This is a genomic window from Burkholderia sp. RF7-non_BP4, from assembly GCF_001521935.1.
GTDB lineage: Bacteria > Pseudomonadota > Gammaproteobacteria > Burkholderiales > Burkholderiaceae > Burkholderia > Burkholderia diffusa.
In genome coordinates this window covers 274012-287657 of the sequence record NZ_LOTA01000031.1, presented here as the reverse complement: position 1 = coordinate 287657, position 13646 = coordinate 274012, and the positions used below count along the sequence as shown (strand labels likewise).

Annotated in this window: 11 protein-coding genes and 1 pseudogene; 4 read left to right on the top strand and 8 right to left on the bottom strand. The window is 68.2% G+C overall.

Features of this window, described 5'->3' with window-relative positions:
• Nucleotides 1-18: 18 nt before the first annotated feature.
• The 6 genes and pseudogenes from WS49_RS13425 to WS49_RS13400 all read right to left on the bottom strand — a co-directional run.
• A pseudogene (locus WS49_RS13425) lies at nt 19-549 on the bottom strand (heterodisulfide reductase-related iron-sulfur binding cluster); the annotation flags it as partial.
• Between the two features lie 241 nt (nt 550-790).
• Nucleotides 791-1642 carry a carbohydrate ABC transporter permease gene (locus WS49_RS13420; RefSeq protein ID WP_039318652.1) on the bottom strand — a complete coding sequence of 284 codons (852 nt, stop codon included), beginning with the start codon at nt 1640-1642 and terminating at the stop codon, nt 791-793.
• 26 nt (nt 1643-1668) lie between these two features.
• Nucleotides 1669-2628, bottom strand: a complete 960-nt coding sequence (locus WS49_RS13415; protein ID WP_059528985.1) for a carbohydrate ABC transporter permease — start codon at nt 2626-2628, stop codon at nt 1669-1671.
• A 53-nt stretch (nt 2629-2681) separates the two neighbouring features.
• Nucleotides 2682-3941: an ABC transporter substrate-binding protein gene (locus WS49_RS13410; RefSeq protein WP_059529124.1), complete on the bottom strand. Its 1260-nt coding sequence runs from the start codon at nt 3939-3941 to the stop codon at nt 2682-2684.
• Nucleotides 3942-4004: 63 nt separating this feature from the next.
• Complete coding sequence (locus WS49_RS13405) at nt 4005-5990, bottom strand: beta-galactosidase (RefSeq protein WP_059528982.1); 1986 nt, start codon at nt 5988-5990, stop codon at nt 4005-4007.
• Between the two features lie 8 nt (nt 5991-5998).
• Nucleotides 5999-7147, bottom strand: coding sequence for an ABC transporter ATP-binding protein (locus WS49_RS13400; protein ID WP_059528979.1), 1149 nt, complete (start codon nt 7145-7147; stop codon nt 5999-6001).
• Between the two features lie 190 nt (nt 7148-7337).
• Here WS49_RS13400 and WS49_RS13395 point away from each other — a divergent pair, with 190 nt between their 5' ends.
• The gene (locus WS49_RS13395; protein WP_059528975.1) at nt 7338-8372 is read left to right on the top strand and encodes a LacI family DNA-binding transcriptional regulator; all 1035 of its coding nucleotides are present in this window, start codon (nt 7338-7340) and stop codon (nt 8370-8372) included.
• A 115-nt stretch (nt 8373-8487) separates the two neighbouring features.
• Here the strand turns inward: WS49_RS13395 and WS49_RS13390 are convergent, their stop codons facing one another.
• Nucleotides 8488-9129, bottom strand: a complete 642-nt coding sequence (locus WS49_RS13390) for a GntR family transcriptional regulator (protein WP_059528972.1) — start codon at nt 9127-9129, stop codon at nt 8488-8490.
• A 94-nt stretch (nt 9130-9223) separates the two neighbouring features.
• On the opposite strand from WS49_RS13390, the gene WS49_RS13385 reads away from it, so the two are divergent.
• On the top strand, nt 9224-9700 hold the full coding sequence (locus WS49_RS13385; RefSeq protein WP_059528969.1) for an OsmC family protein: 477 nt from the start codon (nt 9224-9226) through the stop codon (nt 9698-9700).
• Between the two features lie 88 nt (nt 9701-9788).
• On the opposite strand, the gene WS49_RS13380 is transcribed toward WS49_RS13385, so the two are convergent.
• Nucleotides 9789-10739, bottom strand: a complete 951-nt coding sequence (locus WS49_RS13380; RefSeq protein WP_059528966.1) for a LysR family transcriptional regulator — start codon at nt 10737-10739, stop codon at nt 9789-9791.
• Nucleotides 10740-10853: 114 nt separating this feature from the next.
• Between WS49_RS13380 and WS49_RS13375 the strand changes: the two genes are divergently transcribed.
• Together WS49_RS13375 and WS49_RS13370 are read left to right on the top strand one after the other, a co-directional pair.
• Nucleotides 10854-12605, top strand: coding sequence for an IlvD/Edd family dehydratase (locus WS49_RS13375; protein ID WP_059528963.1), 1752 nt, complete (start codon nt 10854-10856; stop codon nt 12603-12605).
• A 101-nt stretch (nt 12606-12706) separates the two neighbouring features.
• Nucleotides 12707-13636: a dihydrodipicolinate synthase family protein gene (locus tag WS49_RS13370; protein WP_059528961.1), complete on the top strand. Its 930-nt coding sequence runs from the start codon at nt 12707-12709 to the stop codon at nt 13634-13636.
• Nucleotides 13637-13646: the final 10 nt, after the last annotated feature.

The following is a 13646-nucleotide window of genomic DNA, read 5'->3' as shown; positions in this document are numbered from 1 at the left end:
TCCCTCCGGAATCAGCGGTCAGTTGACGAGTCGGTTGTCGACGAGCTCGATCCAGTGGCGCACGCGCGTGCGGCCCGCGCCGTTCAGGTGAGTCTGGCAGCCGATGTTGGCCGTGACAATCAGGTCCGGCCGCGCGGCTTCGAGTGCGTCGAGCTTGTTGTCGCGCAGTCTGGTGGCGAGTTCGGGTTGCGTCAGCGCGTAGGTGCCGGCGGAGCCGCAGCACAGGTGGCCGTCGGCGACATTCGTCAGATCGAAGCCGAGCCGCGTCAGGGTGCGTTCCACCGCGCCGCCGAGCCGCTGCGCGTGCTGCAGCGTGCACGCGCAATGAACCGCGACGCGGCGCTGCGTCGCATCGGCCAGCGCGTCGAGCGGCTCGGCCGCGACGACTTCCGCGAGATCGCGCGCGAGTGCGCTGATGCGCCGCGCCTTGTCCGCATAGACGGGGTCGGAGCGCAACAGGTCGCCGTATTCCTTCACGAACGCGCCGCAGCCGCTCGCCGCCAGCACGATCGCTTCCGCGCCGGCCTCGATCGCGGGCCACCACGCGTTGTCGGTGATGCTGGTCGCGCACGAGAGGAACATCGGGGCCGTGGAGGCGAGGTTGCGGGAGGGCCGCCGGGCGACGCGTAACAGACGCGCTTCGGCATTGTTCGCCAGGCGTGCGGAGAACGGGCGCCGCGCGTCACGGCACGCTGCGCGGAACGAAAAAAAGCCCGCCGAAGCGGGCAATCCTCTCGATGAAGAGGGGGAGATCCGAATTCGCGATTGACGATCGGCGGTCAGCGCGAATTCAACCTTTGGTCGCCCCGAACGTCAGCCCCGCGACGAAATGTTTCTGCATCGCGAAGAACATCGCGACCGACGGCAACGCGGCGAGAATCGACCCGGCCGAGACGAGGTTCCACGACGTCGTCCATTGTCCCTTCAGCGCCGCCACCCCCGCGGTGATCGGCGCGGCCTCGTCGCCTTGCGTGAGACACAGCGCCCAGAAATAATCGTTCCACACGAACGTGAACACGAGAATCGCAAGCGCCGCCAACGCCGGCCGGATCAACGGCAACACGATCCGCCAGAACACCGTCCATTCGCCGGCGCCTTCGATCCGCGCCGCCTCGATCAGCTCGAACGGCAACTGCTTGATGAAATTCCGCAGAAACAGCGTACAGAACCCCGTCTGAAACGCGACGTGAAAGAGAATCAACGCCTCGACCGTATTGAATACCCCGAGCCTGAGCGACAAATCCCGCACGGGAATCATCAACACCTGCACCGGCACGAAATTCCCCGCGACGAACGTCCCGAACAACGCGGCATTCCCGCGAAACCGGTAAGTCGCCAGCGCGAACCCGGCCATCGCGGCAAGCGCGATCGACCCGAGCACCGACGGCACCGTGATCTGCACGCTGTTCCAGAAGTAATGCAGCATCGGCGACGTGGTCAGCGCGTCGCGATAGTTCTCGATCATCGAGAAGTGTCGCGGCCAGCCCCAGTAGTGACCTTCGACCAGTTCCTCGGTCGAGCGCACCGACGTGACGAACACCGCGATCATCGGCAGCAGCCAGATCACCAGCGCGACGGGCAGCGACAGCTTGTACAGCCGGCGCGATACCGGCTTCCAGTGGGCAACGGGTGTCGGAAACATGATGAAGGCATCCCCGGAAAGTCAGGTCACTGCTCGTTGCGCAGCATGCGGCGCAACTGGAACACGATGTAGACGAGCATGATCGCGAACAGCACGACCGCGATCGCCGCGGAATAGCCGAGCCGGTAGTACTTGATCGCCTGGTCGTACATGTAATACGCGAGCACGGTCGAGCTCTCGAACGGGCCGCCGCCCGTCATGACCGAAATCAGGTCGAAGCTGCGCAGCGCGCCGATCACCGTGACGACGATCGCCATGAACGTGGTCGGCCGCAACTGCGGCAGCACGACGTGCCACAGCAGCGCGAAGCCGCGCGCGCCTTCCATCCGCGCCGCTTCGATCTGTTCCGGGTTCACCGACGTGAGGCCGGTGAGGTACAGGATCATGCAGTACGCGGTCTGCGGCCACAGCGCGGCGAACACGATGCCGAACGTCGCGTAGCGCGCATCGCCGAGCACCGGGATGCCGTGTCCGGCAATCAGCGCGAGCAGCCCGAAGGTCGGATCGTAGAACCACGAGAAGATCAGGCCGACGACCACGCCCGACAGCACGAACGGCGCGAAGAACAGCGACTTCACGAGCCGGATGCCGGCGACCGCCTGGTTCAGGTACAGCGCGAGCGCGAGGCCGAGCGGCGGCGCGAGCATGAACAGCGCGAGCCAGATCACGTTGTTGCGCAGCGCGGTGTAGAACGTCGGCGCGTGCAGCAGCTCGGCGTAGTTCGCGAGACCGATGAACGTGCGCTCGGTCATCCCGTCCCAGTTGCAGAGGCTCAGCCACAGCGTCGACAGGATCGGCCAGATCACATAGACGGCAACCATTGCGCACGCGGGCGCGAGAAAGAGCCACGCGGCGCGCTGTTGCCGCCGCACGGCCGGCGACGGGCGACGCGCGCGCAGTGCGGCGGGCGACCTGCCGGCCGGCGGCGCGGCGGCGGCCGGTGCGGCAGGCGTTTCGACGGGTCTGGACGTGATCGGACTGGACACGGCAAGCCTCCTGGGCGGACGCGGCGGCACGGAGCCGCCGCAGGGGCACGCGGTTACTTCTTGTAGATCCGCTTGCGGGTCTGCTCGAGTTGCGCGAGCACGGTATCGAGCTGCGCGGGATTCGCGAGGAACTGCTGCATCCCCTTCATCCCTTCGTCGGCCATTTCCTTCGTCATGTCGCGGTCGTAGAACTGCGCGACGCCGCCACGGGTATCGGCGAGGATCCGGAAGCCGATCCGCGAGATCGGATCGGCCGGTTCCGGCGACTTGCTGTTGGCCGACAGCGAGCCGAGCCCTTCCGCGAGCTTCGCGCCCATCTCGGGCGTTTCGACGAACGCGAGGAACGTATGCGCGTCGGCCTTGTTCTTCGCCTTGGTCGGAATGTGCAGCGATTCGACCGGGCCGTCCTCGGCGGTCGGCACCTTCGGGTCGATGATCGGGAAGCGGTAATAGCCCATTTCCTGCTTCACGTTCGGCGGAAAGCCTGCGGCGATGAAGGTGCCCATCAGCATCATCGCGGCCTTGCCCTGGAACAGGAACGGCTGCGCGCCGTCGAGATCGTAGGACAGCGCGTTGTCGATGAAATAGCCCGAATCGATCAGCGATTTCCACGTCGTGTAGACCTTCTTCACGCGCGGGTCGGTGTACGGCACGTCGCCGGCCATCAGCTGCTGGTGGAACGCATTGCCGTTCAGGCGCAGGTCGAGATAGTCGAACCAGCCGGCGAGTGTCCACGCGTCGCGGCCGCCGACCGCGACCGGCGTGATGCCGGCCGCCTTCAGCTTCCTGCATGCGTCGAGGAACTGGTCCCAGGTCTTCGGCTCGTCCGCGATGCCGACCTTGCGGAACAGGTCCTTGCGATAGAACAGCCCCCACGAGTAATAGACGGTCGGCGCCGCGTACTGCTTGCCGTTGTACGACGATGCGTCGCGCGTCGACGCGTACATCGCGCCCCAGCCGTTCTTCGCCCAGTCGCCGCTCAGGTCCTCGAACAGCCCGCGCTTCGCGTAGTACGCCATTCGCTCGCCCGCGTGCCAGTTCACGACGTCGGGTGCGACGGTCGTGAGCCATGCGGGGAGCTGCACCTTGTACGCTTCCTCGTCGACGAAGGTGGGCTTCACGTCGATGTCGGGATGGGCCTTGTGGAACGCCTCGAGCGTCGACTGCCAGACCGCGCGCTGGCTGGCGCCCTTGAACGCGATGTTGATCGTCAGCGTGCCCGCGTCGGCCGGCGCCGCGGCGCCGAACGAAGCGAACGCGATGGCGGCGGCGGTCGCAAGCCGGGCGGCGACGCGAAGGGGGCGATGTGTCATGTATGTCTCCATTCCTGTGTGTCGTTGTGCTTGACCGGCGCGTCGCGGCGCCGGGGGCGGTTGCTACGAACGGCTTCGGTACACGGCGACGCCTTGCGGCTCGACCTGCGCGGCGCCGACCACGAACGCGGACGGCGGCACCGCATCGATCGTGTGCGGCGTGCCGCCGTAGTTGAATACGTAGGTCAGGCCGCCGCGCCGGCTTACGCGCACGCCGTCGCCAAGCGGCGACGGTGTCAGGCCGGCTTCGGCCGCGACGTCGGCGAACAGGCGCGCGGTGGTCGCATCGTCGAACAGCGCGGCCCAGTAGTGCAGCGTGCCATGCGACACGCAGGCCGGATGACCGTCGGCGAAGCGTGCACGCACGGCGCTGCGTGCGTCGTCGTGCAGCTCGACGAGGTCGCGCCAGTGGCGTGCGTCGCCGGCGAGCGGCGAGCCGTCGCGCAGCGTGCCGTTGATCCGCTCGGTCACGTTCGGCCGCAGCGATTCGACGCGCCACACGCGCATCGGCAGGATCGCGGCGAGCGGGCCGGGCGGCAGCGTCGGCGGAATCTGCAGGTCGATGGTCTTCGAACCGGTGCGCGGCCCGAACACCGCATGCGCGCCCGAGGCGGCGAGCCGCGCCGCGAAGTCGTCCGGCACGATCGGCAGCGGCGGCACGACGACGAGCCGGTAGCCGTCGAGCGGCGCATGCGCGGAAATGATGTCGACGTCGAGGCCGAGCGAACGCAGCGCCGAGTAGTACTCGAACGCGAAGCGCGGGTAGTGGAAATCGGCGCCTTGCGGCTGCACTTCGAGCAGCCACTTCGCTTCGTAGTCGAACACGAGCGCGACGGGCGCACGCACGGCGCCGTTCGCGTCGGCATCGGCGCCGATCACGGCGGCAATCTCGTGCGCGACGCGCTGTGCTTCGCGGCCGCCCTCGTCGAGTCGATCGTCCGGCGTGTGCAGGCCCGCATGCATCTGCTCCTGCGCGAACGGCGCCTGCCGCCAGCGGAAGTACGACACGCAGCCGGCGCCGTGCGCGAACGCTTCCCAGCTCCACAGGCGCACCATGCCCGGCAGCGGCGCGGGATTCCAGTGCGCCCAGTTCACGGGCCCCGGCTGCTGCTCCATCACCCAGAACGGCAGCTTCGACATCCCGCGATAGAGGTCATGATTGAACGACGCGAAATCCGGGTGGCCGGTGCGCAGCCAGCGCGCCTTTACGTCGGGCGCGAACCATTGCTCCTCGAGCGCGCCGAGCGGATAGCTGTCCCACGTCGCGACGTCGAGGTCGCGCGCGACCTCGTAGTGATCGAACTCGGTGAAGAGCTGCATGAAATTGTGCGCGACGGGGCGGCCCGGCGAATGGGCGCGGATCACGTCGACCTGCATCCGGTGATAGCGCGCGACTTCGTCCGACGCGAAGCGCCGGTAGTCGAGGCGGTGCGACGGATGCGCTTCGGTCACGGTGCCGACCGGCGCGTCGACTTCGTCGAAATGCCGATACTCCATGCTCCAGAACACGGTGCCCCACGCGCGGTTCAGCGCGTCGATCGTGCCGTAGCGCGCCTGCAGCCATGCGCGAAAACGCACGAGCGCGGCGGGCGAATAGCTGACGACCGTCTGATGGCAACCGAGCTCGTTGTCGGTCTGCCAGTAGCGCACGGCCGGGTGGCGACCGTAACGTTCGGCGACCGCCGTGCAGATGCGGCGCGACGCGTCGAGATAGGTCAGCGACGAGAAGTCGTAGTGGCGGCGCGAACCGAACGTGCGCGGCCGGCCGTCCGCGCCGATCGCGAGGATGTCGGGGTGACGGTCGACGAGCCACTTCGGCGGCGTCGCGGTGGGCGTGCACATCACGATCTCGAGACCGGCCGCGGAGAGCACGTCGACCGCGCGGTCGAGCCAGCCCCAGTCGTATTCGCCCGGCGACGGCTCGATGCGGCTCCACGCGAATTCGGCGATCCGCACCTGCGCGATGCCGAGCGCCTTCATCCGGCGGGCGTCGTCGGCCCACATCGATTCCGGCCAGTGTTCCGGGTAGTAACAGACTCCGAGGCGCATGCCGATCCTTATGCGTAATGGTGGACGGGAAGGTCGGCGCACGCGGGCAGCGCGCGGCCGTCTTCGGTGAAGAGGTGGCAGGCCGCGGCCGGCGCATGCGCGTGCACGCGCTCGCCGCGACGCAACGGCGCGTCGCCGGGCACTTTCGCGATCAGCGGCGTGCCGCCGGGCTGGTCGAGGTGAACGTAGGTCTGCTCGCCGAGACGCTCGACGAGCACGACGTCGCGCGCGAGCGTGGTCGCGTCGTGCGCGGCGCCGAGCGTCAGGTGTTCGGGGCGGATGCCGAGCGTGACGGCCGCGCCGACCGCGAGCGCGGAACCGTCGCGAGCCAGCGTGAAGGTTTCGCCGGACGGCACGACGGTGACGATCGTGCGCTGCGCGTCGCAGGCGACGACGATGGCCGGCAGGAAGTTCATTCGCGGCGAGCCGATGAAGCCGGCGACGAAGCGGCTGGCCGGATGGTGATAGAGGTCGAGCGGCGCACCGACCTGCGCGATGCTGCCGTGCCGCGCGGTGTCCGCGCCGGCGTGCAGCAGCACGATCTTGTCGGCGAGCGTCATCGCCTCGGTCTGGTCGTGCGTCACGTAGACGACGCTCGCGCGTTCGAACTGCCGGTGCAGCTTTGCGATCTCGATGCGCGTCTGGCCGCGCAAGGCCGCGTCGAGGTTCGACAGCGGTTCGTCGAACAGAAACACGCCGGGCTCGCGCACGATCGCGCGACCGATCGCGACGCGCTGCCGCTGGCCGCCCGACAGCGCCTTCGGCTTGCGCTCGAGCAGCGTGTCGAGCTGCAGGATCCGCGCGGCGTCGCGCACCTTCCGGTCGATCTCGGCCTTCGGCACGCGCGCGAGCTTCAGCCCGAACGCCATGTTCTCGTAGACCGTCATGTGCGGAAACAGCGCGTAGCTCTGGAACACCATCGCGACGCCGCGTTCGGCGGCCGGCACGTCGTCGACGCGGCGGCCGTCGATCGAGAGCTCGCCGTCGCTCAGGTCCTCGAGGCCCGCGATCATCCGCAGCAGGGTCGATTTGCCGCAGCCGGACGGACCGAGGAACACGCAGAACTCGTGCGCGCCGATCTCCAGATCGACGTCGCGAATGACCGGCGCGTGCTCGCCGTAGGCTTTCTGCACGCGCCGCATCGAGATGCTCGCCATTGTCTCCGCTCCATGTTCTAATGCGCTCTCATCGATGCTTAAGCGCTTAACCATCGCGATCAAAAAAAGCGCCGATAGCGATCGTGGCCGAGTCGCGCCCGTTGATCGGGCGGCAGGGTGTGCGGCGATAGTGCGCCGCTTCGGTGAGCGAAGCAAATACTGGATCGGCATCTCATATAGTGGACACATCATGGCGACACTCGATGAAGTGGCCCGCCGCGCCGGCGTGACGGCCGCGACGGTCTCGAACGTGCTGCGCAACCGCGGCCGGGTCGGCGAAGCCACGCGGGCGCGGGTGCTCGACGCCGTGCAGGCGCTCGGCTACCGGCCGCATCTGGCCGCGCGGGCGCTGGCGGAAGGGCGCGCGCCGACGGTCGCGCTGATGGTGTCGAGCATCGCCAATCCGTTTTATCCGGAATTCGCGCTCGCGGTCGAACGCGCGGTGCGCCGCAACGGACAATTCCTGATCGTCTGCAATACCAACGAAGATCCGTTGCAGGGGCGCGCGTATCTCGACCAGATCGCCGGCACGATTTCCGAAGGCATTCTCGTGACCAACGCGAACCTGCATTTGCCGGATCTCGTCGACGTCGCGCGGCGCGGCGTGCCGGTCGTGCTGTGCCTGTGGGAGCGGCCCGATGCGCCGCCCGACGGGTTGCCGTGCGTGGCCGTGGATTTCCGCGAGGCGGGGCGGATCGCGACGCGGCATCTGCTCGAGCTCGGGCACCGGACGATCGGCGTGATCGTCGGCGGCTCGGCGAGCGGCGTGCAGGCGGCGCGCTACGACGGCTTCGTCGACGTGATGCGCGAAGCCGGGCTCGACGCGTCGATCGTCGCGGCCGAACCCGATTCGATCGAAGGCGGCGTGCGCGCGGCGGGCTGGCTGCTCGACGCGCATCCGGAGCTGACCGCGCTGGTCGCGACCAACGACCTGCCCGCGATCGGCGCGCTGCACGCCGCGGCCGATCGCGGCCGGCGCGTGCCCGACGATCTGTCGATCGTCGGCATCACCGATATCCATCTGGCCAGCGACACGCGTCCCACGCTGACGACCGTTGCGATCCCGACCGCCGAGGCCGCGGGGCTCGCGGTCGAACTGCTCAACGCATTGCGCGAGGCGGGCGGGCACATCGACGATGCATCGCGCGTGCGGACGGCGCCGGTGCCGCGGCTGATGGTGCGGGGTACGACGGGCGCGGCGCCGGGGCGGCGCGCGATGGCGTAGACGCCGACGGGGGCGCGAGTTTTTCCGGTACCGGGCGCGGGCTGGAAGCTGCACATGGGGCGGGCCGCGAACCGGTGGATGCAATGACGAGGCCGGGCCGGATCGCCCGGCATCGTCACCCGCCTTCGACGAGCCGCATCACGATGCGCCGTGCCGAATCGAGATGCGCGACCGTCATCGCGCGGGCGCCACGTGCATTGCGTTCGCGGCATGCTTGCAGGATTGCGTCGTGCTCGACCTGGAACGACGGCGTATCCGCGAGCAACGTGGTTTGCAGCCGCTCGTAGCGCTCGACTTGGCTGCGCAGTTCCGCGATCGCCTTCAACTGCCGCGCGTTGTCGCAGCACGAATACAGCAACGCATGGAATTCGCGATTCAGTTCGCCTTGCCGGCGCGGCACGTTCGATTCGCCGAGCAGCCGGTGCACGAGTTCGGCACGCGCGAGCGTTTCGTCGTCGAGCCGCTTCACGCTGCGGTAGATGGCATCGCCTTCGAGCAGCGCGCGCATGTCGTAGATTTCCTGCACGTCGGACGCGCTCAGCATCCGCACGACCGCGCCGCGATTGCGGAAGATGTCCAGCAAGCCTTCGCGCTCCAGACGCTGGATCGCCTCGCGCATCGGAATCCGGCTGATTCCGAAGCGCTCGGCGAGGTCGCGCTCGACGAGCCGCTCACCTGCGTGCAACTCGCCGTTGATGATCATCTCCCGCAACGATGCGGCCACGGCGTCCGCCGTGGAATCGGGTCTGGCTTCCATGCTTCCGGGTTCCTCATTTTGGAATAATGGTATACCAAACGACATTCCGGTGCCACAATGACGGCCTCACGTTCCGACAGCAGAGGAGAGCGAGATGGCGCATGGCGAACACAAGTACCGCGTAGCAGTGGAGTGGACCGGCAACCGGGGCACCGGCACGTCGGGGTATCGCGAATACGGCCGCGATCATGTGATCCGCGCGGGTTCGAAGCCGGACATCCCGGGCTCGTCGGATCCGGCGTTCCGCGGCGACGCGGCGCGCTGGAATCCGGAAGACCTGCTGCTGGCGTCGGTATCGGCGTGCCACAAGCTCTGGTATCTGCATCTGTGTTCGGATGCGGGCGTCCGCGTGCTCGCGTATGTCGACGACGCCGAAGCGACGATGCTCGACAGCCCCGAGCCGGGGCGCTTCACCGAAATCGTGCTGCACCCGCGTGTGACGATCCGCGCGGGCGACGACCGCGAACTGGCCGAGCGGCTGCATCATGACGCGCATGCGAAGTGCTATGTGGCGAATTCGGTGAATTTCCCGATCCGGTGCGAACCGGTGATCGAGTGCGCGGCGGGGTGATGCCACGTTTGGAGCGGGCCGGGTTCGCTGCGCGCCGGGCGTAACCGCAACGCGGCACGCGGGCCGGACGAAACCGGCCCGCGCCGCGTTACACCCCGACCCCGTAAACCTCCCTCGCCGCCGCCCGAATCGCATCCGCCATCACCTCGACAGCCGGCGAATGCAGCCGGTCGGTGCGCGTGATGATCCCGAAATCGTCCATCCGGCAATCCATCTCCAGCGGCAGCACCGAGACGATCCCGTGTCGCGCGTAGTACAGCGCGACATCTTCCGCGAGCACCGCGATCATGTCGCTCTGCTCGATCAGCTGCGTGATGAACAGCAGCGCGGCCGTCTCGACGACGTTTGCGGGCGGCGCCAGGCTCGCGCGCTGGAACACGAGCTCGAAGCGATGGCGCAGCACGCTGCCGGCCGGCGGCATCACCCACGCGGCGCGCTGCACGTCGGCGAGCGACAGCGGCGCCTGCGCGAGCAGCGGATGGCCGGGCCGCACGACCGCGGCGACCGGCTCGCCGGTCAGCGGCTCGTAGCGCAGGTGCAGCTTGTCGTGTTCGGCGGACAGCCGGCCGAGCACGATGTCGAGCTTGTCCTGCGCGAGGTGTTCGAGCAGCGCATTACTCGTGTCGATCGCAACGGACACGCGCACGTTCGCATGCGTGCCCTTCACCGCGGCGACGGCCGGCGGCACGAGCCGCAGCCCCGGCGACGTGATCGCGCCCACCGCCACGTGCCCGAGATGGCCGGCCTTCAGCGCGGCCAGTTCCTCGCGCGCCTGATCGAGGCTGCCGAGCGCCGCACGCGCGTGGCGGATCAGCACGTCGCCATACAGCGTCGGCCGCATTCCGCGCGGCAGCCGCTCGAACAGCACCGCGCCGATCGATTCCTCGAGCTCGCGCAGCAGCTTCGACGCGGCCGGCTGCGTCATGTTCAGCGCGGCCGCCGCGCGGTGAATGCTGCCTTCGTCGGCGAGCGCGACGAGCAGCAGGAGCTGGCGGGTCTTCAGGCGGTTGCGGTTTCCCCACGGGCTGGCTTCTTGCATCGTACGGGTTTATATCGATATCGGAATCGATATCGTAATCGCCTAAAACGTCATTAGCCAGTTATCAAAATTCTGCCTAGACTGCGCCGGTATCCCGTCACCACAGGACTGACGATGTCGGCAACAAAACCCAGGCTGCGCTCCACCCAATGGTTCGGCACGAACGACAAGAACGGCTTCATGTACCGGAGCTGGATGAAGAACCAGGGCATCCCCGATCACGAGTTCGACGGCCGGCCGATCATCGGCATCTGCAACACGTGGTCCGAACTGACGCCGTGCAATGCGCACTTCCGCAAGCTCGCCGAACACGTGAAGCGCGGGATCTCGGAAGCCGGCGGCTTCCCGGTCGAGTTCCCGGTGTTCTCGAACGGCGAATCGAACCTGCGGCCGTCGGCGATGCTCACGCGCAACCTCGCGTCGATGGACGTCGAGGAAGCGATCCGCGGCAACCCGATCGACGCGGTCGTGCTGCTCGCCGGCTGCGACAAGACGACCCCGGCGCTGCTGATGGGCGCGGCGAGCTGCGACGTGCCGGCGATCGTCGTGTCGGGCGGGCCGATGCTGAACGGCAAGCTCGAAGGCAAGAACATCGGCTCGGGCACGGCCGTGTGGCAGTTGCATGAATCGCTGAAGGCGGGCGAGATCGACCTGCACCACTTCCTGTCGGCCGAGGCCGGGATGTCGCGCTCGGCCGGCACCTGCAACACGATGGGCACCGCGTCGACGATGGCGTGCATGGCCGAGGCGCTCGGCGTCGCGCTGCCGCACAACGCCGCGATTCCGGCCGTCGATTCGCGCCGCTACGTGCTCGCGCACATGTCCGGCATCCGTATCGTCGAGATGGCGCTCGAAGGGCTCGTGCTGTCGAAGGTCCTGACGCGCGCCGCGTTCGAGAACGCGATCCGCGCGAATGCGGCGATCGGCGGCTCGACCAACGCGGTGATCCACCTGAAGGCGATCGCGGGCCGCATCGGCGTGCCGCTCGAGCTGGAGGACTGGATGCGCATCGGCCGCGACACGCCGACGATCGTCGACCTGATGCCGTCCGGGCGCTTCCTGATGGAGGAGTTCTATTACGCGGGCGGGCTGCCGGCCGTGCTGCGCCGGCTCGGCGAAGGCGGGCTGCTGCCGCACCCGGACGCGCTGACGGTCAACGGCAAGTCGCTGTGGGACAACGTGCGCGAAGCGCCGAACTACGACGACGAGGTGATCCGCCCGCTCGACCGGCCGCTGATCGCGGACGGCGGCATCTGCATCCTGCGCGGCAATCTCGCGCCGCGCGGCGCGGTCCTGAAGCCGTCGGCGGCGAGCCCCGAGCTGCTGAAGCATCGCGGCCGCGCGGTGGTGTTCGAGAACCTCGATCACTACAAGGCGACGATCAACGACGAAGCGCTCGACGTCGATGCCAGCTCGGTGCTGGTGCTGAAGAACTGCGGGCCGCGCGGGTATCCGGGGATGGCCGAGGTCGGCAACATGGGGCTGCCGCCGAAGCTGCTGCGCCAGGGCGTCAAGGACATGGTGCGGATCTCGGATGCGCGGATGAGCGGCACGGCTTACGGCACGGTGGTGCTGCACGTCGCGCCGGAAGCCGCCGCGGGCGGGCCGCTGGCCGCCGTACGCAACGGCGACTGGATCGAACTCGACTGCGACGCCGGCACGCTGCACCTGGACATTACGGATGACGAACTGCAACGTCGCCTGTCGGACGTCGATCCGACCGCGGCGCCCGGCGTGGCCGGCCAGCTCGGCAAGGGCGGCTACGCGCGGCTGTACATCGATCACGTGCTGCAGGCCGACGAGGGGTGCGACCTCGACTTCCTGGTCGGCATGCGCGGCGCCGACGTGCCGAGTCATTCGCATTGAGCGGCAGGCGGGCGCGGGCGATGTTCCGCGCGATGCGAAGTGGCGATACGAAACCGTGAACGCTTGATGGCCTCGCCTCGAGGCCGATGCAGGACCGAACCATGACATCGAGCAGCACGCCGCGTTATCGCGGCATCTTTCCCGTCGTCCCGACGACGTTTTCCGACACCGGCGAGCTCGACCTCGCGAGCCAGAAGCGCGCGGTCGACTTCATGATCGACGCGGGCTCCGACGGCCTGTGCATCCTCGCGAACTTCTCCGAGCAATTCGCGATCACCGACGACGAACGCGACGTGCTCACGCGCACGATCCTCGAACACGTCGCCGGCCGCGTGCCGGTGATCGTCACGACGTCGCACTACGGCACGCAGGTGTGCGCCGCGCGCAGCCTGCGCGCGCAGCAGCTCGGCGCGTCGATGGTGATGGCGATGCCGCCGTATCACGGCGCGACGTTCCGCGTGCCCGAAGCGCAGATCTTCGACTTCTTCGCGCGCGTGTCGGACGCGATCGACATTCCGATCATGATCCAGGACGCGCCCGCGAGCGGCACCGCGTTGTCCGCGCCGTTCCTTGCGCGGATGGCGCGCGAGATCGAGCAGGTCGCGTACTTCAAGATCGAGACGCCCGGCGCGGCGAACAAGCTGCGCGAGCTGATCCGGCTCGGCGGCGACGCGATCGAAGGGCCGTGGGACGGCGAGGAAGCGATCACGCTGCTCGCCGACCTGCATGCCGGCGCGACCGGCGCGATGACGGGCGGCGGGTTTCCGGACGGCATCCGGCCGATCCTCGAAGCCTTCCGCGAAGGGCGGCACGACGATGCGTTCGCGCGCTATCAGGCGTGGCTGCCGCTGATCAATCACGAGAACCGCCAGTCCGGGATCCTCACCGCGAAGGCGCTGATGCGCGAAGGCGGCGTGATCGCGTGCGAGCGGCCGCGGCATCCGATGCCGGAACTGCATCCGGACACGCGCGCGGAGCTGATCGCGATCGCGCGCCGGCTCGATCCGCTCGTGCTGCGCTGGGCGCACTGAGCAAGTGGCG

Bases quoted from the DNA above. Each gene is read 5' to 3' on its own strand.
- WS49_RS13420 (WP_039318652.1), bottom strand. From the start codon at position 1,642: ATGTTTCCGACACCCGTTGCCCACTGGAAGCCGGTATCGCGCCGGCTG.
- WS49_RS13410 (WP_059529124.1), bottom strand. From the start codon at position 3,941: ATGACACATCGCCCCCTTCGCGTCGCCGCCCGGCTTGCGACCGCCGCC.
- WS49_RS13405 (WP_059528982.1), bottom strand. From the start codon at position 5,990: ATGCGCCTCGGAGTCTGTTACTACCCGGAACACTGGCCGGAATCGATG.
- WS49_RS13400 (WP_059528979.1), bottom strand. From the start codon at position 7,147: ATGGCGAGCATCTCGATGCGGCGCGTGCAGAAAGCCTACGGCGAGCAC.
- WS49_RS13395 (WP_059528975.1), top strand. From the start codon at position 7,338: ATGGCGACACTCGATGAAGTGGCCCGCCGCGCCGGCGTGACGGCCGCG.
- WS49_RS13390 (WP_059528972.1), bottom strand. From the start codon at position 9,129: ATGGAAGCCAGACCCGATTCCACGGCGGACGCCGTGGCCGCATCGTTG.
- WS49_RS13385 (WP_059528969.1), top strand. From the start codon at position 9,224: ATGGCGCATGGCGAACACAAGTACCGCGTAGCAGTGGAGTGGACCGGC.
- WS49_RS13380 (WP_059528966.1), bottom strand. From the start codon at position 10,739: ATGCAAGAAGCCAGCCCGTGGGGAAACCGCAACCGCCTGAAGACCCGC.
- WS49_RS13375 (WP_059528963.1), top strand. From the start codon at position 10,854: ATGTCGGCAACAAAACCCAGGCTGCGCTCCACCCAATGGTTCGGCACG.
- WS49_RS13370 (WP_059528961.1), top strand. From the start codon at position 12,707: ATGACATCGAGCAGCACGCCGCGTTATCGCGGCATCTTTCCCGTCGTC.